Origin of the sequence: Streptomyces sp. NPDC021080 (assembly GCF_044333225.1) — a bacterium.
In the GTDB taxonomy this organism is placed as follows: Bacteria; Actinomycetota; Actinomycetes; order Streptomycetales; family Streptomycetaceae; genus Streptomyces.
The window spans coordinates 86,633-105,015 of the sequence record NZ_JBIRQM010000003.1 but is presented as its reverse complement, the minus strand read 5'-3'; the positions used below and the strand labels follow the sequence as shown (position 1 = coordinate 105,015).

Annotated in this window: 14 protein-coding genes and 2 pseudogenes; 8 read left to right on the top strand and 8 right to left on the bottom strand. The window is 69.5% G+C overall.

Translation table 11 applies throughout. From position 1 onward, the window contains the following. Positions 1-1,500, top strand: coding sequence for a class I adenylate-forming enzyme family protein (locus ACH4S8_RS07905; RefSeq protein ID WP_398391836.1), 1,500 nt, complete (start codon positions 1-3; stop codon positions 1,498-1,500). Between the two features lie 78 nt (positions 1,501-1,578). Continuing rightward, the gene (locus ACH4S8_RS07900; protein ID WP_398391835.1) at positions 1,579-1,884 is read left to right on the top strand and encodes a hypothetical protein; all 306 of its coding nucleotides are present in this window, start codon (positions 1,579-1,581) and stop codon (positions 1,882-1,884) included. 261 nt (positions 1,885-2,145) lie between these two features. Here ACH4S8_RS07900 and ACH4S8_RS07895 read toward each other — a convergent pair. Together ACH4S8_RS07895 and ACH4S8_RS07890 are read right to left on the bottom strand one after the other, a co-directional pair. Then, positions 2,146-2,298 (bottom strand): annotated as a pseudogene (locus ACH4S8_RS07895) (hypothetical protein); the annotation flags it as partial. Between the two features lie 217 nt (positions 2,299-2,515). Then, a pseudogene (locus ACH4S8_RS07890) lies at positions 2,516-3,508 on the bottom strand (AMP-binding protein); the annotation flags it as partial. A gap of 196 nt (positions 3,509-3,704) precedes the next feature. Between ACH4S8_RS07890 and ACH4S8_RS07885 the strand changes: the two are divergent. The 3 genes from ACH4S8_RS07885 to ACH4S8_RS07875 all read left to right on the top strand — a co-directional run bounded on the left by ACH4S8_RS07885 (position 3,705) and on the right by ACH4S8_RS07875 (position 8,870). Continuing rightward, positions 3,705-5,198, top strand: coding sequence for a class I adenylate-forming enzyme family protein (locus ACH4S8_RS07885; protein ID WP_398391834.1), 1,494 nt, complete (start codon positions 3,705-3,707; stop codon positions 5,196-5,198). A 190-nt stretch (positions 5,199-5,388) separates the two neighbouring features. Then, positions 5,389-7,836 (top strand): CaiB/BaiF CoA transferase family protein, encoded by a 2,448-nt coding sequence (locus ACH4S8_RS07880; protein ID WP_398391833.1) that lies wholly within the window; start codon positions 5,389-5,391, stop codon positions 7,834-7,836. Beyond that, on the top strand, positions 7,836-8,870 hold the full coding sequence (locus ACH4S8_RS07875; protein ID WP_398391832.1) for an aldo/keto reductase: 1,035 nt from the start codon (positions 7,836-7,838) through the stop codon (positions 8,868-8,870). The genes ACH4S8_RS07880 and ACH4S8_RS07875 overlap by 1 nt, the downstream gene beginning before the upstream one ends. Before the next feature lie 170 nt (positions 8,871-9,040). On the opposite strand, the gene ACH4S8_RS07870 is transcribed toward ACH4S8_RS07875, so the two are convergent. From ACH4S8_RS07870 to ACH4S8_RS07845, 6 genes are all read right to left on the bottom strand, one after another. Next, positions 9,041-9,814, bottom strand: a complete 774-nt coding sequence (locus ACH4S8_RS07870; RefSeq protein ID WP_398391831.1) for an SDR family NAD(P)-dependent oxidoreductase — start codon at positions 9,812-9,814, stop codon at positions 9,041-9,043. 39 nt (positions 9,815-9,853) lie between these two features. Then, the gene (locus ACH4S8_RS07865; RefSeq protein ID WP_398391830.1) at positions 9,854-11,221 is read right to left on the bottom strand and encodes an amidohydrolase family protein; all 1,368 of its coding nucleotides are present in this window, start codon (positions 11,219-11,221) and stop codon (positions 9,854-9,856) included. Beyond that, positions 11,218-12,219, bottom strand: coding sequence for a CoA transferase (locus tag ACH4S8_RS07860; protein WP_398391829.1), 1,002 nt, complete (start codon positions 12,217-12,219; stop codon positions 11,218-11,220). Before ACH4S8_RS07860 ends, ACH4S8_RS07865 begins: the two co-directional genes overlap by 4 nt. A 109-nt stretch (positions 12,220-12,328) precedes the next feature. Then, positions 12,329-13,333 (bottom strand): enoyl-CoA hydratase/isomerase family protein, encoded by a 1,005-nt coding sequence (locus ACH4S8_RS07855; protein ID WP_398391828.1) that lies wholly within the window; start codon positions 13,331-13,333, stop codon positions 12,329-12,331. Between the two features lie 263 nt (positions 13,334-13,596). Beyond that, positions 13,597-14,841, bottom strand: a complete 1,245-nt coding sequence (locus ACH4S8_RS07850) for a MaoC family dehydratase N-terminal domain-containing protein (RefSeq protein ID WP_398391827.1) — start codon at positions 14,839-14,841, stop codon at positions 13,597-13,599. Between the two features lie 124 nt (positions 14,842-14,965). Next, the gene (locus ACH4S8_RS07845; protein ID WP_398391826.1) at positions 14,966-15,571 is read right to left on the bottom strand and encodes a PaaI family thioesterase; all 606 of its coding nucleotides are present in this window, start codon (positions 15,569-15,571) and stop codon (positions 14,966-14,968) included. A gap of 343 nt (positions 15,572-15,914) precedes the next feature. Between ACH4S8_RS07845 and ACH4S8_RS07840 the strand changes: the two genes are divergently transcribed. The 3 genes from ACH4S8_RS07840 (at position 15,915) to ACH4S8_RS07830 (ending at position 18,358) form a co-directional block, all read left to right on the top strand. Further along, entirely contained in the window at positions 15,915-16,730 is an 816-nt protein-coding gene (locus tag ACH4S8_RS07840) for an enoyl-CoA hydratase-related protein (protein ID WP_398391825.1), read from the top strand. A 369-nt stretch (positions 16,731-17,099) separates the two neighbouring features. Continuing rightward, positions 17,100-18,050, top strand: a complete 951-nt coding sequence (locus ACH4S8_RS07835; RefSeq protein WP_398391824.1) for an MBL fold metallo-hydrolase — start codon at positions 17,100-17,102, stop codon at positions 18,048-18,050. Between the two features lie 38 nt (positions 18,051-18,088). Continuing rightward, on the top strand, positions 18,089-18,358 hold the full coding sequence (locus ACH4S8_RS07830) for an aldo/keto reductase (RefSeq protein ID WP_398391823.1): 270 nt from the start codon (positions 18,089-18,091) through the stop codon (positions 18,356-18,358). Positions 18,359-18,383 lie beyond the last annotated feature (25 nt).

Below are 18,383 nucleotides of genomic sequence, written 5' to 3'. Positions count from 1 at the left end.
ATGAGCGCGCGGCTCCGATTCCGCGAACTGCTCGAGCAGGCACCCGACGATGTGGCCGCCATCAACTTCGAGGGCGCCTGGACGACGTGGGGCACGCTGCGGTCCGTGGCATCCTCGCTCGACGCGGCACTCGACGCACACGGGCTCGGAAGCGGCGCCCGGGTCGGCCTGGTCATCGAGAACCGACCTGAGCATGTGGCCGTCATCATCGCTCTGCTCGCCACCGACCGCACCGTGGTCACCTTCTCCTCCCTGCAGCCGCCGGCGCGCCTGAGCGCGGACATCGAGCGGTCGAACGTGCCTGCCGTGGTGGGAACGGCTCGCGTACTGGGTCTGGACGGGGTGACCGAGGCCGCCGGCCGGGCCCTGGTCCTCGAACTGTCTGCCGACTCCGTCGATCAGCGCCGGCCGGGGGAGCGGACGACCCCGCACCCGCAGGACATCTCGCCTGGTGTTGCCATCGAGATGCTGACGTCGGGCACCACCGGCCCGCCGAAACGGGTACTGCTCGGCGAGCGCCAGTTCGACACCGCTCTGTCGACGAGCGTCCCAGAGCCACCGAAGACCGGGCTGTTCCGCAGTGGCGTGTCGATCGTGTGCACCCCGATCGTGCACATCGGCGGCTTCTGGGGTGCGGTCTCGCCGCTGTACGCGGGCCGCAGAATCGTGCTCTTCCCCCGGTTCCTGCTCGATCCCTGGGTCGAGTCCGTCGCCGAGCACCGGCCGCGAGCCGCGGGGCTGGTCCCTGCCGCCCTGCGCGCGGTCCTCGCGGCGGACATCCCTGCCGAGAAGCTTGCCGGCCTGGAGGTGATCACGACCGGGACCACGTTCTGCCCCTCCGACCTGGTCGACGCCTTCCTGGACCGGTACGGGATCCGGATCCTGTCCAACTACGGCGCGACCGAGTTCGCCGGTGCCATCGCCTCGTGGACCCGCTCGCTGCACGAGAAGTGGTGGGCGGCCAAGGCCGGTGCGGCCGGTCGCGCGATGCCGGGCGTGACCCTACGCGTCACCGGTCCCGAGGGGGCTGAGTTGCCGGTAGGGGAGACCGGAATCCTCGAGGTCCGCAGCGCCCAGTCGCCGGTCGGCGGAGATGCCTGGCAGCGTACGAGCGACCTGGCGTCGATCGATGAGGACGGGTTCCTCTGGATCAGGGGACGCGCGGACGACGCGATCATCCGGGGCGGGTTCAAGGTGCAGCCCGAGACGGTGAAGTCGGCGCTCGAGCGGCACTCCGCGGTGCGCGAGGCGGCGGTCGCACCGCTGGCCGACGAGCGACTCGGCGCCGTCCCGGTTGCGGCGGTCGAGCTCGAACCGGGTGCGGCCGTTCCGGAAGCCGAGGAGCTCCGCCAGTTCTGCCGTGACGCCCTGCTGCCGTACGAGGTGCCGGTGCATGTCGTCGTACTCGACGCACTGCCGCGCACGCCGTCGCTGAAGGTGTCACGAGTGGAGCTCATGGAGCTCATCCAGGCGGAGCTTGAACCGGGAGTCTCTGTCTGACCTCGGCATATGGCCGGGTTACCCATGCTGATAGGTTTCGGCGGCCGTGATGCCGCATGCACGTTCAGGAGGAACATCATGGAGCTGCGAGTCGGGCAGGGTCTCACCAGTGCAGTCGACACTACCCAGATCATTGTGACGAAGGTCCCTGCCGGGGATGTCGACCTCACGTGCGGAGGCGTGCCGATGGTGCCCAAGGGGACCGACGTGGCGCCCGAGAACGCCAACCCGGAGTTCATGAAGGGCACGCTGCTCGGCAAGCGGTACGTCGACTCTGCCGAGTCCATAGAGGTCCTGTGCACCAAGGCCGGGGAGGGCTCTCTCGCTCTGGCCGGCGAGCTCCTCGTCCCGGCGGGGGCCAAGGCTCTGCCCTCGTCGGACTGACGTCGACCGGAGTGGACGAGAAGCTCGTCCACTCCGGTGACTGTTTGCCGGTCGGACGCCGCTGCTCCGATGCCTCTGGTCCCGCGCGGGCGACCCTTGGGGGCCTTGAGGCTGCTCAGCCGTCCTGTCGGCCGGATGCTGTGGGCGGTCTCCCACGCGGTGGTCAGGTCGAGGCGGTCGAGCAGACCGACTTGCGCACCTTGTTGGTCGGGGTGCGGGGAAGTCCGTCGACGGTGACGACACGGCTCGGCAGATGTAGCGGGGTACCCGCTCGGCCAGCCGATTCCACAGGGCCGCAGGCGTGAAGTCTCCCGGATGGTTCAGCACGACGACGAGCAGAACCTCCTGGCCTGCGATCCGGTCGGGCACCCCCAACACGGCGCACGCCGCGACCGTCGGGCCTCCGTCGACCACGGCCTCGAGCGCGGAGATGTTCTCTCAGTGGCGGCGGATGGTGTCGCGCAGGCGGTCGATGAAGAGAAAGTCTCCGGTGGACTCGCGTACCAGGGCGTCGCCACTGCGGTACCACCCGTCGATGAAAGGCCCTGGCCGTCGCATCGGCGTTGTTCAGGTATCCGAGCACCACCAGTGAGCGGGCCGCCGGCCGCACCCGGAGTTCACCGACCTCGCCGTCCCGCACCGGCTTCCCTCCGGGTCGACGACCTGCGCCTCGTAGCTGCGGCGGGCTCGCCCTGCCCAGCGGCGAGCGGAGGTCTGTCGGCGCAGTACGCAACAGCAGTGGGAACCCGACCTCGGTGCTGCCGTAGCACTCGATCACCCGGACACAGAACCGCTGATCGAAGCGTCGGGATAGGGCGGGGCCGGCCGCGGCCAGGACGACCCTCAGCGGGTTGTCCGCGTCGTCGGGCCGCTCGGAGGCGGCGAGCAGCAGCGGGACGAAGGCCGTCGTGCTCGTGTCAGTGGTGCGTACGCACGTCGGTGAGGAAGGATCCGGCCGAGAAGCGCTTGCGCGGCACGACCCTGCCCCCGACGTCGGCCATGGCCAGCAGGGGCTGCGACAGGTGAAGTGGAACGCGGGGTGGCAGCAGTACACCGGGTCCTCGCCGCCGAGCAGCGACCTCGGGGTTCGGCTGATCGTGGACGCCAGTTGTCCCCAGGGGATGACGACGCCCTTGGCCGGCCTGGTCGTTCCCGAGGTGTAGATCACGCAGGCGGGGGCCTCGGGTGCGGGCAGCCGCTCGATCTCGGCGGCCGCGCATGCCGCTACGGCGTCCGCACCGCGTTCCACGGCGACGACGTCCAGGCCGACGACGTCCAGGCCGGGGATCTCGCACGCGGAGACTGCGGGTGTGTACTCGGGCCGGAGCACACAGAGCCGGGCGCCCGGGAGGGCCAGGGCGTGGGTGAGGAACTCCCCACGCAGTTCAGGATTGACGGGAACCTCCAGCGCGCCCAGGCACGCTGCGCCGAGCCACAGACCGACGGCATCGACGGAGTTCGGCATCAGGGTGGCCACACGGTCGCCGGGCCCCACACCGTGCCGGGTGAGCCAGGAGGCCCAGCGCCGCGCCAGCTCCCAGGTCTCGCCGTAAGTGAGTTGCCTTCCGCCGACCTCGGTGAGGAAGGGGCGGCCCGGCTCGTACCGGGCCCACCAGGCGACCATCCGGGGGAGCACGAAACCGGCATCGGTGGTGACGGCCACCGGGTCGTCGTCGTGGGCGCGGTCTTCCGGAGCGACACGCCTCACCACGTGCGCGTCACCCATCAAACAAAAACAGATAACTGATATACCCAACCTGCCGAAATTGGTCTATGGTCCGTGTGATCAGGGCCGCTGAACTCAAAGGGGAGACCTGCGGATGAATCTGACCATGCTGCTCGAGATGGCGGCTGACGGCTTCGGCGAGCGGGTCGTCGTCGGCAAGCGTGCGACCGGTCTGACGGCAGCCGGTCTGAAGCAGGCCGCGATGCGCGGTGCGGACGAGATCGCTCGAGCGGGCGCTGATGCTGTTGTCTATCTCGCGGTCAACGGGCCGGCGTTTCCAGTGGCGATGTTCGCGGCGGCTTATGCCGGCGTGCCGCTCGTGCCGCTGAACTACCGCCTGGGCGCCGAGCAGCTCGACGGTCTGCTTGCGAAGCACCCCGGTGCGCTCGCGATAGCCGACGCCGCCGCGCACTCCATTCTGGGCAAGCACGGGGTCCGGGCCTTGACGACCGAGGACTGGCTTGCGGCGACGACTGCGGGTCCGGCACCTGAGGAGCGCTTCGTCGACAGCGATGCCCCGGCCGTGGTGATCTACACCTCGGGCACCACCTCTGCGCCGAAGGGCGTTCTCCTGCGCCACGACAACCTCGCGAGCTACGTCCTGGGCTCGGTCGATTTCGGCTCCGCCGATGCCGATCAGGCTGCTCTGGTGAGTGTTCCGCCGTACCACATCGCCGCGGTCGCGAACGTGATCACCAACCTCTACGCGGGCCGACGCGCCATCGTGCTGGAGCGCTTCGAGCCGGCCGAGTGGCTGGGCCTGGTGCGCGACGAAGGGGTGACCAATGCCCTGGTGGTCCCGACGATGCTCGCCCGTATCGTCGACTCCGGCGCCGACAAGGCGGTTCCGGCGCTGCGCAGCCTCGCCTATGGCGGTGCCCCCATGCCGACATCGGTCATCGCGAGGGCGCTGGAGCTCTGGCCGGACGTGGACTTCGTCAACGCGTACGGCCTCACCGAGACCAGCTCCACCGTGTGTGTCCTCACCCCGGACGACCACCGATCCGCCCTCGCGAACCCGGACCCGTCCGTCCGGGCCCGCCTGGGTTCGGTAGGCCGCCCAGTGCCCGGTGTGCAGGTCCAGGTCCGGGATATGGATGATCGTGCACTCCCCCCGGGCCATCGCGGGCGGATCTGTGTGCGTGGCGCGCAGGTCTCGGCCGAGTACGACGGCATCGGTCGCCTGGTGGACGGCGACGGCTGGTTCGACACCCGGGATGAGGGCTACCTGGACGGCGAGGGCTACCTCTTCATCGGCGGCCGGCGGGACGACACCATCATCCGCGGCGCAGAGAACATCGCGCCCGCGGAGATCGAGGACGTGATCTACCGTCACCCGAGCATCGCGGACGCTGCGGTGATCGGCGTCCCTGACGAGGAGTGGGGGCAGCGCATCGTCGCGGTCGTGGTACCACGGGACGGACACAGGGTCGACGGCCAGGAGCTCAGGGAGTTCGTGCGCGGAACCCTGCGAAGCAGCAAGACACCCGACGAGATCGCCGTCTGGGACGAGATGCCCCGCACCGAGACGGGGAAGCTGGTCCGGCGCGAGGTCGTCGCTCGGTACCGGCGGGAGACGGTGAGCTGAAGGGACGTGTTTGCGCATCACGGGGTGCACGCGACCTCGATACCCGCGGGCAGTGCCGTCAAGACTCGGCTTCTTCGGTATCACTCAGAGCAAAAAGTGAACTCATTTAGCGGAAGTCTTGTCTTGGTCGCCTGACGCTGACACCCTGTGGCGCGTGTCACGTCGGCACTTCTGGCGAGGATGGACAGACATGGCAGATCAGCGCGGTCCTCTGGACGGCCTTCGAGTCATCGACTTGAGCAACCACCTGGCGGGTGCCTTCTGCAGCCAATTTCTGGCCGATGCCGGTGCGGATGTGGTGAGCGTCGAGCCCGCAGGCGGCAACCCTGTGCGTCGTTTCCCCGGGTGGCCGGGACTGTTCCGGGGGCGCAGGAGCGTCGCGCTCGACATCAGCGTCGAGGCCGACCGGGAGACTCTCCAGGGACTTCTGGCAACGGCTGACGTCCTGGTCCACGGCCTGCGGCCGAGCGAGGCCGCAGAGTACGGCCTGTCGGCCGAGCAACTCGGCGCCGGCCACCCGCGCCTGGTCACTGCCCACATCACGGGCTTCGGCGCCCACAACGGCTGGTCGCACTACAAGCACCACGAGGCGCTGGTGTACGCCAAGGCCGGCGTCATGCACAACAAGCGCCAGCTCACCCGGCGGCCCGGCCCGGCGTACGTCTCGGTGCCTTATGCCTCCTGGGCGGCGGCGCACAACGCCGTCCACGGCACGCTGGCAGCGCTCCTCGAGCGCGAGACCTCGGGCCGCGGTCAGGTGGTCGAGACCTCCCTGGTGCAGGGGATCGGCGCCATGGACACCTATAACTGGTTCTACGAGATGATCCTGGACCGGTACCCAGGCGCGTACTCCCCGATGGATCTTGCGTACGACACGGACTTCCGTCCGTCGGCGCCGCTGCTCTACGCCCTTCTCATAGCTCCGACGAAGGACGGCGTGTGGCTGCAGTTCGCCCAGACCGCGCCTCGGCTGATGCAGGCGTGGCTCAAGGAGCTCGGGCTGCTGGAGGTCCTGGCTGATCCGAAGTGGGCCGGCTTCCCGCTGCTGCCCACGGCCGAGCTGCGTGAGGAGTTCTGGCTCGAGATGATCACCCGCGTGCGGCAGCGCACGCTCGCGGAGTGGCAGCAGGCCTTCGAGCACAACCCCGACGTCAGCGCGGAGATCTTCCGTACCCCGATCGGCGCCTACGACCACCCTCAGGTGCAGTTCGAAGGGCGTGCCCTCACCATCGATCAGCCCGGCATCGGACCGGTGAAGCAGCCGGCGCCCGTTGTCTTCGCCGAGGGCAAGCCGATCCACGTACCGGGGCCGGCCCCCGCTGTCGGTGCCGACAGTGAGACGCTGCGGGCCGAGGCCACGGTGGCCCTGGCGGCCCGGTCGTCGCAGACCGTGTCGGAGGGGCCGCGTACGCTGCCGCTCGCGGGCCTGACGATCGTGGAACTCGGCACCATGTTCGCCGGCCCGTACGGCGTCACGATGCTCACTGATCTCGGTGCCCGAGTCATCAAGATCGAGAGCCTTGAGGGTGACAACATCCGTACGCTCGTTCCTTTCCCGGAGGCGGGTGGGGCGAAGGTCCTGCAGGGCAAGGAGAGCTTGGCGATCGACGCCAACAGTCCTGAGGGCCGCGAGATCGTCCGGGCGATCGTGGCCGAGGCGGACATCGTTTTCCAGTGCATGCGGGCCGGCGCGGCCGAACGCATGGGCCTCGACGAGGCCACCGTGAAGGCGCTCAACCCCGATCTCATCTACGTCAACTCGTTCGGCTACGGCCACGACGGGCCCTACGCTCTGCGCCCGGCGTACGCGCCGTCGATCGGATCGTCCAGCGGTATCGCCTACGTGGACAGCCGGGGGCGGACGGTGCCTCCGCAGAACGAGGAGGAAGTCCGCTCGGTCCCGGTGGTCCTCCACTCGGCCCACGCGGTTCCGGTGGTACAGGCCGACGGGATTGCCGCGGCCGCGGTAGCGTCCACCATCATGCTGGCGGTCTACGCCAAGAAGCACAGCCGGACCACCTTCACCGGCCTCACCACCACCATGGTGGGAAGCGCACTGAACTGCCTCAACCACCTGAACAACGAGTACGAGGGCGCCGTCGAGGCGCCTGTCGTGGACGAGGAGTTCTGGGGGCTCAATGCGCTCTACCGCATGTACCCGGCGAGGGACGGCTACGTCTTCCTGGCCGCGGCGGAGGCGGGGGAGTGGGACGAGCTGGTCGCAGCGCTGAAGCCGTTCGTCAGCCTGGCCTCCGACCCGCGATTCGCCGACGAGAAGCTGCGCGCCGAGCACGACGGCGACCTGGCCGACGTCCTTGCCGGAGTGTTCGCGACCAAGGAACCCCGTGTCTGGGAAGAGGAGCTGACGCCGCAGGACGTCGGCTGTGTCGCGGTGGCCGAGGCAAATGCGGAGCGGGTCATGCAGGGCGACGAATTCGCCGAGGCCGGCTTCACTGCCGACGCGGTGAGCCCGATCTTTGACGAGCACCGCCGGCTCGCCCCGATGGTCTCCTTCTCCCGGTCCCTCACCAAGGCCGACGCCGGCTGCACGATCGGTCAGCACACCGATGCGCTGCTGACCGAGTTCGGCTTCGGCGATCGGATCGCCGACCTGCGAGCGAGGAAGATCGTCGGCTGATGCAGTACACATTTCTCGGCCGCACGGGTGTGCGGGTGTCGACGTACTGCCTGGGAGCGATGATGTTCGGCAAGGTCGGGAACACCGACCGCGCCGAATGCCGGGCGATCGTCGACCGCGCTCTGGCGGCCGGCATCAACTTCATCGACACGGCCGATGTTTACTCCCGTGGCCAGTCCGAGGAGATCGTCGGAGAAGCGCTCCGCGGCCGCCGCGACGAGGTCGTGCTGGCGACGAAGTTCTTCAACCCCATGTCGCGTGACCCCAACCACCGCGGGGCGTCGCGGCGTTGGATCGTGCGGGCATGTGAGGACTCGTTGCGTCGGCTCGGCACCGACTACATCGACCTGTACCAGGTCCACCGTCTCGATGAGAACACCGGCATCGACGAGACTCTGGGCGCGCTCTCGGACCTCGTGCGGGCCGGCAAGGTCCGCATGGTCGGAACGTCCACCTGGCCGGCCGACTGGATGGTCGAGGCGCAGTGGTCGGCCAGCGTCGGAGGGCATATTCGGCCTCGCTGTGAGCAGCCGCCGTACTCGATCTTCGTACGAGGCGCTGAGCGTGACGTCTTTCCCACGGCCGTGCGTCACGGCATGGGCGTCATCGTGTGGAGTCCGCTCAACGCGGGCTGGCTCACGGGGAAGTACCGATCGGTCGACGAGGTCCCGGCGGGCTCGCGCTTCGAGCGGCTCGGCTCGGGGGCGTGGAGTACGGCGACCCCTGGCGCACCGGCCAAGCTTGCTGCGCTGCCGGCCTTGGAGAAGATCGCCGCTGAGGCCGGCACCTCGCTGCTCGGGCTGGCCCTGGCCTTCACCCAGGCGCATCCTGCGGTGAGTTCGACGATCATCGGCCCCCGGACGCTGGAGCAGCTGGAGAGCCAGTTGGACCTGGCAGACCTCAGGCTTGGCTCCGAGACCCTGGACGCCATCGATGCCGTGGTGGCGCCCGGCCGGACGCTTGATCGTGGAGACTACGCGTTCGAGCCGCAGGCGCTTCGTCACCTCGCGCAGCGTCGGCGTCCGCCACAGTAAACCCTCCTCGTCGTCAGGTTGCGCGAATGATGTCGGCTCAGCGGCCGGATCTGTGACAGAGGCTCCTCGGTGTATGCCTGGGGAACAACCACGCATACACCGAGGAGCCTTCTGGTTCGAAGCCGCCGCTCACGCCATGACATGGCGTGGCCCTTGCCGACGGGCGATGCTCAGTGACTGCTCCACCCGCCGTCGACTGCGAGCGTCGCTCCGGTGACGAAGGAGGACGCGTCGGAGAGCAGGAATATCACTGCGCCGTCGAGTTCGCCGGGCTCGCCCGTCCGTCGCATGGGGGTCGCCAGGGTGATCCGCTGGTGCGCCTTCTCACTGGTGAACAGCTCCTCGGCCATCTCGCTGCGGAAGAACCCGGGGGCGATCGCGTTCACCCGGACTCCGCGCTTCGACCACTGGCCGGCGAGATCCCGTGTGAGGTTGATGACCGCGGCCTTGGAGGCGGCGTAGCTGGCGTCTCCCACCGGGTAGGTGGAGCCCAGTCCGTAGATCGACGCGATGTTGACGACCGAACCCTGCGCTGCCGCGAGCATGGGCTTCGCAACCAGCCGCGAAAGGTGGAAGACCGACGTCAGGTTCACGTCGATGACATGGCGGAACTGGTCGAGGTCTTCCTCGATCGCAGGTGCCGGGGTGCCGACTCCGGCGTTGTTCACCAGGCCGTCGATGCGGCCGTAGGCCTGGTGGACATCCTCGACGAGCGCGGCGCAGGCGGCGCTGTCCGTCACGTCGAGTGGCCGCGCGTCGAGGCCTGGGCACTCCGCGGCCAGTCGGTCGAGTCTGTCCTTGCGCCTGGCGACCGCGACCACCTGTGCGCCGGCCGCGTGCAGGGCGTGGGCGAATTGCTGACCGAGACCGCTGCTCGCCCCGGTCACGATGATCACCCGGCCGTCGACGTCGAAGAGGTTTCTCCGATCACGCTCGCCCATCATGATCCTCCCTGTAGGGTAAATAAGTAAACTATATATGCTTCAGGTGATGTGGATACCGCGGATCCAAGTCGCGACCGGTCGGCAGGCTTCGGGGCTGCGCATGGCTTCGACCAGGTCGCTCCCCAGCAGGACCAGGTCGGCTGGAACACCGGCCCGCACGCGGCGCGGAGGCCCGCCCGGATCATCGGCGGCACTCAGATAGCCGCGGAGCGCGACGTGTGCCGAGACCCGCTCCTCCGGCCCCAGGGCGCGGTCGGCGGCCGATGCGATCACGCGCCATGGATCGACCTCGCCGTACGGTGCGTCGCTGGACGCACAGGTGGGGACGCCGGCGTCGAGCAAGGACGCGTACGGATAGAGGTGAGGCAGATCGTCCGCCGCGACATCGCGCGCGTAGGCGCTGCCGCGGGTTCGCAGGAAGTCCGGCTGGGTCACCACCCGCACGCCCAGCCGGGCCATCCAGGCCGCCACCTCGGGCGGTGCGACAGACGCATGCTCGATACGGTCGCCGGGGCGTACGCCGACCTCCTCGAGGACCGCGAGGGTGAGGACGAGCGATTCGCGAGTCACGCAATGGACCGCAACGGCCTGCGTCGCATCGTGGGCGGAGGCGACCATGGCGACCAGCTGGTCATAGCCAGGGAGGTCGTGATCGCGAAGGAGGAGTTTTCGTGGCCCCGGGGCGATCCCCGGAGGCAGGCCGACAGGTGTCGGCGCGCCGAGGACCGTGAGGCGTTGCGGGAGGGCGCCGGTCGCCTGTGCGGCGGCGAGCAGCGCGACTGAATCTGCAGTCAGGGCGGGTGTCGCGTCGGTTACCCCCGTGATGCCGTAGGCCGCCAGGCGTCGGCCGACCGGGGCAAGATCCGGCGGATGGGCGGGAAGCGCGGGTCTCAGACGGCTGTCGTAGCGCCACAGCCTTCCGGTCGGAGCGCCGTCGTCGTCGCGTTCGACGTCGGCGCTCGCGTCCAGCACAGCTGCCACGACCTTCAACGCCGCGGAGTTCAGGATCCACAGAGCTCCGCTGCGGTGCTGGACCCGCACCGGCACCTGGGGGACCAGTCTGTCGAGTACATAGCGGTCAAGAGGGCCTGCCACCGACTCGTGGTACCCCGTTGCGCGGATCCAGCCGTGTCGCGGCGTCGCGGCACGCAGTGCCTCGGCCAGCGCGTCCAGGCCGTCGACCGCGCAGGGACCGACGTCCACCGACTTCCCTGCTGCGGCGAGTGCCAGAAGATGGATGTGGTGGTCGTGGAGCCCGGGCAGCAGGGCGCCGCCGGCTCCGTCGAAAGTCTGCTGGACCCTCGCGTCGGGTCGCAGGCCGAACGCGACCTCGTCGACATGGCCGTCGACGACGCGAACGTCGACCCGCCTGCCGCCGACCAAAACGTCGTGTATCAGGAGGCTCATCGCGGTCGAGGCTCCTCGATCCGCGCGCGACCCTTGTCGTACTCGGCCCACCAGGAGCCACGGTGGCGTACGACCTCATGCGGGATCGCCGTGTCGTCGACGGTCTCAGCGGTGACGTGCAGCATGGACACGTCGATCAGACGTGCTTCCGTCGACTGCAGCGCGGCCGTTGCCGCGACCGCCGCTGTCACGCCGGTGAGCGGGTCGGCGATGGCGTCGCCCACGGGCAGCAGGACACCCCCTTCGCGGACGAACAGGCCGGCGCAGGCGGCGACGTCGTCGCCGAAGCCGACCGCGTTCTCATGCCGCCCCCGTGCGGTGACGGAGAGCCAGGAAGTGCCTGCCTCCACGGCGTCCTCGGCGACGATGCCCAGCTGGCGAAGGGCCCGTGGCCGTGAGGACTCGATGACCAGGTCGGCATCCCGGATGAGCTCCCGGAGCCGGTCGGTCTCGGTTGCGAAGTCGAGTACGACCTGCTCATGACCGTCGTGGAGCAACCGGAAGAATCCAGCCGGTCCGCGCCGGGCTCCGTCGGGTCGCTGCCGGGACTCGGCCTTGATGATGCGCGCGCCCTGCAGGCCGAGCAGGTGGGCGCAGAGCGGGCCTGCCCACAGGCTGGTCAGGTCGACGACCAGCGGTCTCGCCGTGGGGATGCGGCGGCCCAGAACCGTCGTCACAATGCCGGGCCGGCTGGTCCGGTCCGGGTCGGGGACGGCGCCTCCAGGGAGAGAGAGCAGGGCGACCCGGTCCGCCGCTTCCCTGGTCGAGCGAGCTGCTGCCCATGCGCCGGCGGCCGACCATGCGTCGTCGACCTCGCCCTCGATGAGCGCCGGCAGGAGTTCCTCGTCGCTCGGCCGTGCCAGCGAGAGTCCGAGATGTCCGTCTGCCGTGGGCAGGATGCGAAAGGCGCCACCGCACGACCATGGCCCGCGGCGGGTGAATCGCGCATAGGCCGCCCGTTCGCCGAGGAGCCCCGGTATGACCAGCCCGAGGCTCACGAGGTGATCGCGGACCAGGGTGGCGGCGTGCCCCGGCGGGAGGAGAGGAGGGCCGTCCGGCCGACCGGTCAGTGCGAATGCGCCTGACTCGGCCCAGTCGCGAATCGGGTCAGACACGACCGTCCACCAGTCCCCAGGCAAGCGCAGTCGCGACGTCGATCCGGTCGCCGCTCAGCGCCAGATAGGCGGTGCGGTGACGGCCGATCCGGTGGGTGAGCGAGACGGTGCCACCGGCACCGGGGATCAGTCCCATGCTCAGCTCCGGGAGCTGAAAGAAGGTGTTGTCTCGCGCCTCGATCCGGGCGGCGAACGCCGGGACCTCGATCCCGGCGCCGATACATGCGCCGTGCAGTTCGGCCACGATCCGTTCCCGGAGACGATGAACCATCCAGCCGGCGCTGCGGCCGAGCCGCGTGACGTGTGCGGCGACGGGGTCGGCCGCCGTGCCGAATTCGTCGAGGTCGCCACCGGAGCAGAACGACTTGCCGGCGCCGCGCAGTCTGACGTGTTCGATGCTGTCGTCGAGTACGGCCATGGTGAGGGCCTCGATCAGCCCGTCGCGGACCGCATGGCCGAACGCGTTGTGCCGCTCGGGGCGGTTCAGCGTGACCTCCAGACGCGACCCGTCCCGGTCCACCGTGACCGGCTCGGTCGCGGCTCCGGGTTCGCGTCGAGGCGTGGCTGCTCTCCATGCGGCGAACTCCGGACCCGCCAGGAGGGTGGAGTAGGCGAGTGACTCCCCTTGTAGGCCGTCGAAGACGTCGGCCCGTGCGGTCGCCGGCAGCAGGTTGGCCAGGCTGAGTGCCGCTTGGGGTGCTGCCATGATGGCGCGGGTCAGCCGCTGCAGTCCGTCGTCCACCGCTGCCCAGGCACGACCGGGCCCGGCGGGTGCCACCGTGCAGGTGAGTGCCTCCATGACCGGCGCCGCTGCCGTGCTCACCGGCCGTTCGGCATATCCCACGGTGACGACGGTCCGGCCCGACAGTTCGGTGATGGCTCGCGCGGCATCTGCCGCACTGGCCGGGGCGTCCAGGTCGACGATGGCGAGCGGCGACTGTGCAGGGTCACCGGTCAGAGCAACGGCGCCCTCGGCCACGTCGCGAATGCTCAGCATCGCCCACCTCCTCGGATATGGATAAATCAGTTATATGGCAGGCCCTCCCGTGGCGTCACCGGAGGCCGGGCTGAGCCCGAGTGATCGGTGGGCCGACCGGGGAACAACAGGAGGACCTGCTGGAGAACCTCGGGCTCTCGGCCGACCGCTGAACGATCCGCACCTGCAGGCCTGGTCCCTGTCGAGACCAGGCCTGCACGATGCCCCCATGGTCCACCGTCGGCTCTACGTGGCGGCCGGAGAAACCGCGCCGTGCCCGTCCCTTAGTTCGCCAGACGGGCGATGTCGTACTCGAGCATCGACTGCAGTGTGTCCGCCGGCGGCTTGGGCAGGCTCACCGTCTTGTCGCGGGTCGGCAGGAGCACGACGGCTGTGCCGGGCGTGGTGGTCTCGCCGCGCTGGTTCTCCACCCACACCTCGAGATGGACCTCATGGCCCGCTTCGGACTCCACCTTGCCGGTGACCCTGCCGCGGACCCACGAGGCGTCGCCGATGTAGTTGAACTTCCGGTGCTGGCAGGAGAGCTTCCACAGCCAGGCATCGTCACCCATCCAGTCGGTGACGAGGTGGGTCAGCCAGGTCTCGCGCATGGCCCCGTAGTCGTAGGTCATCGGGAGGCCCAGCTCACGGGCCCGCTCCGGCTCCCAGTGCAGCCGCTGCACGGTGTCGGGGATGTTGCGCTGGTTCGCCGGGTACAGTCCCGGGACCTTGCGGCGGATCTGGCGGGAGATCCCGAAGGCGCCGGGAGGGGTGAGCTGCATGCCCCAGCCGACGTGCCATACGACGACGTCCGTCACGGTGAGCGGACCCTTGACCCGGGGCTGCAGCTCGTCGCCGATCTGGACGTCCTCCCAGTACCGCGGCTCGCTGCCGCGGCGTACCTCGGCGTCGTACGCCGCGTCGATCTCGGCGAGCTGGGCGTCGGTGTAAGGAGTTGTGACGTCGACCGGCGCCTTGGTGGAGGCGTTCGCCTTGGTGGTGTGGCGCTCCGCGTTGATCCAGGTCCCGCGCTGGACGGCGACCATCTCGCCGGCGCCATTGGCGTAGAGGAAGTCGTTCGTCACATGCGCGGTCCGACCGCCGAACTTCGACGGCTTGTCCTGGACGCCCACCTGTGCCCGGAGAATGCGGCAGCGGTCACCGAGCCGGAGCGGCCGGAACCACTCGAACTCCATCACGGCCTGGTAGGAGCCCAGGCCGGCGAAGGGGTCACCCTTCATGAGCTGCTTCTGCTCGGGGCTGAGTGGGGGAGCGACATTCTCGCCCATGGTGTAGATGAAGTTCGGCGGAGCGATGAGCGAGCCCCAGCGGGTGTCCTTCCCGTAGTCGGGGTCGCACCAGAGGGGGTTCGCGTCTCCGTATCCGTAGGCGAAGTGCCGGGTGCCGTCGGCCGTCACCTCGAAGTTGTGAGGGGCCAGCGGCCGATCGGGGATGCCGATGCGCTTGCGTGAGCGGGTGAACGCCTCGTCGGTGAGAACGCCGTAGTTCGCCCTGCTGTCCTCGGTCACTGCGGTACTCCTCGCGAAACCCGGCTGCGCACGGGGATCCGGCGCGCCGCCTGTGATGGCCTGTCGGGCTCAGCATATAGTGCAAATAGCTAACTGATAAGGTTGATGCTTGCCTCGGTGCCGGTCACGGCTGGCCGGGGAGGAGTGCGACGAAGAGTCCTTCCGCGTCCGCCGTGACCTGGTCGCCGTCGTGGATCGCGGCGGTCAGGTAGCGCTTCCGGCCTTCCTCGCGCTCGAGCTTCGCGTGCAGGCGGAGCTCCACCCCGAGTCGAGTGATGCGGCGGAAGTTGACGTTCAGGTAGGCGGTACGGGCTGTCGGACGCCCGGTGTTGGCCAGCCGACCGAGCACCTCATCGAAGAGCAGCGGTATGACTCCGCCGTGGGCGGCTCCATTGCCGCCCAGGTAGTACCGGCTCAGGGTGAAGCGTCCGGTGGCGTGCTCGTCGTCCCATTCGTCCACGTGGAAGGCGGGGACCAAGGCCTGTCCCCGGCCAGGCAGGTCCAGGCGGCGTCCGGTGATCTGTTCGCGCTCGGGCACGGTGAACGGTTCCATGGACGCCGCGATGGCCTCCAGGGCCCGGGTGGCCTCGGTCACCACCTCGTGAGGTGGTGCGGCCCCGGTGGTCCGGTCCTGGACGAGTCGCAGCGCTTCGATCATCCGGCTGAAGTCCGGACCACCGCGGTCAATGTCCGGAGTGCTCTGGGTGCCGGTCGCGTCCAGTCCTGCCATGGTTCGTCCGCCTCTCTCGCGGTGGCTGTCCGGATCGTCGGGACGGTGCAGCCGTCGTAGGTCAGGAAGTTGTCGCCGGAGTTGGTCGGGGACGGAGCGGCCGCTCGGTCGCCGGAGAGGGGGCTGCGCCGGCCTGCCGCTCGTCTCCGGCATGTCGCTGCGCGCAGTCATCATGTCATGCATCAGCGAACTAGGTGAGCTATGTTGACGGGTGGTAAGTCCGGCTGTGCGTCCGCCCACGCCGCAGAACCGCCGCCGAAGTAGCGGCGGCAGTCACCACCGGTCCGACGGGGACCGGCGGAAACCCGCCAGACGAAGCACGAAACCGCAGGGAGGCACCCCTATGGCCACCGCCGGGAGCACCACGGCCACCGACGAGGACACTGTCCTGGTACACCACGAGCGAGGGGTGGCGGTCATCACCCTCAACCGCCCCCAGGTACTCAACGCCATGACCCACTCGATGGCCATCGCCTACGCCGACGCACTGCGCGCCGCCGACGAGGATCCGGACGTCCGCGCCATCGTCGTCACCGGAGCCGGGCGAGGTTTCTGCGCCGGAGCCGATCTGGGCGTCCTGCGTCAGGGCGCGGACGCCATCCGCAGCTTCGTCCCCGCCGCCGAGGACCTGCCCGACCTCGCGCTGCGGCTGCGCAAGCCGGTGATCGCCGCCATCAACGGCCCCGTCGCCGGCATCGGCTTCGCCTACCTGCTCGGCAGCGACATCCGCTACGCCTCGCGGACCGCCTCCATCAGCACCAGCTTCGCCCGGCTCGGGCTGGTCGCCGAGTACGGCACCTCCTGGCTGCTGCCCAGGGTCATCGGCACCCAGCATGCCCTCGACCTGCTGCTCTCCGGCCGAACCATCGACGCGGCGGAGGCAGCCCGAATCGGCCTGGTCCACCAGGTCACCGAACCGGAGGAGCTGCTGGCCCGGGCGGTGGACCACGCCGCGGACCTGGCCGCGCACTGCTCCCCGGCCTCGCTCGCCGCCATAAAGTCCCAGGTCTGGGGAGATCTGGAGCGGCCACGCGGCGAGGCGCTTGACCGAACCCTCACCCTGATGAACGCCTCCTTCGGCGGCCCCGACCTGGCTGAGGCGCTCGCCGCCCGGGCCGAGAAGCGCACCCCGGTCTTCGCCCCGCTTCCGCAGCGGTGACGGGTCTCCTCCGCCAACCCGGCCCCTCAGACTCAGCAGGAGGATTCGTATGACCGCAGGCAGGCACCCCCGGACCGCTGTCCAAAGCTCGGCCCGAAGCGTTGCCGCCCACGCTCTGGTCGCCGCCGGACTCGGAGGAGCGAAGGCGGCAGTCTTCCCAGGGCTTGGCCACCGGCCTGACCACAGGCCGGATGAGCAGGCGGAATCGACGTGGTGACCCCGGCCGCCTTCGGTCGCACCGGGCTGGCCGGGGCGAGCGCGGCACCCGGCCGACGGCAGGGCGAGGCATCACAGGAGACGGCGTTGCCGACAAGGGTGCGTCCCGGGTTGTGGGCGCTGCCGCTACCGCTGCCCGTAGCACCTGGCGGGGTGACGGTCTATGTCCTCGAGACCGATGCCGGCCCCTATCTGATCGACGGCGGCTGGGATACCGAGGAGGCCTGGCAGGTCCTCACCTCCGGTCTCGCCCGGATCGGCACCCGGGTCGAGGACGTCCAGGGAATCCTGGTGAGCCATTCCCACATGGACCACTACGGGATGGCACCGCGCATCCGGGAGGCTTCCGGAGCCTGGGTCTCGCTGCACCGCCTGGACGCCGCCGAACTTCCGCACTTCCGGCTCGATCCAGCCGAGCGGCTGGCCGCTCTGCTGCGTCGGGCCGCCGCGCCCGACGCAGCGGTCGCCGACGCCCTCTCGGACCTCGGCAGACGCAACGGCCATGACGCGTTGCCACCGGATGTGTTCCTGGAGGACGGGCAGCGGCCCGAGGTCCCTGGATGGGACCTCACCGCCCTGTGGACGCCCGGCCACACTCCCGGACACCTCTGTTTCTGGGACGAGCGGTACCGGCTGCTCATCGCGGGGGACCATGCGCTGCCCCGTACGGCAGTGGGCGTCCATGAGCCTGCCGGACCTCAGGACGATCCGCTGGGCCGGTACCTGGACTCCCTGGGTCGGCTGGAACGGCTTGGTCCCGAGGAGGTGCTGCCTGCCCACGAACACCGCTTCTCCGACCTGCCCGGCCGGGTGCGGGAGCTGCGCGATCACCACGCGCGCCACCTTGCGGACACCGTCGTGGCCCTGCGCTCCGGGCCGCTCACCACCTGGGAGATGGCCGGACGGCTTCGTAGCCGCGGCACCCTGGACGGTCTGCGCGGCTTTCCGCTGTACTTCGCCGTGGTGCGGGCGATGGCCCTGCTCGCGCACCTGCGGCAACAGGGCCTGGCCGAGCAGGAACCCGGCGGGGCGCCGTTCTGGACGCTCACCGACCGGGCCCGGATGCTCCACCAGGGGACCAAGGACGACGGATCGCAGAGCTGAGGGGCCGCAAGAAGGTCGGTGGGGCTGAGATCGACACCGTGTTGCCGACCGACTTCTGGAAGCGGCTGGTGCCCCCGGCTACTGGAGGAGCCGAGGGAGGTGGGCAGAGCCAGGGTGTCACCCTGGCCCAGCCGGCGTTGGCGTGGCTGCCGGCGCACAAGGACTACATCGTCCCCATCCCGGGCTCGCACGACCCTGACCGCGTCGCCCAGAGCGTTGCCGAGACCGGCCTCACGCTGACCGTTGAGGACCTTTCCCGCATCGCAGAGATCGCTCCTGAGGGCGGCCACGGCGAACGCCTGAGCTGACGCCCGCACGCACCCGGCGTCTGCC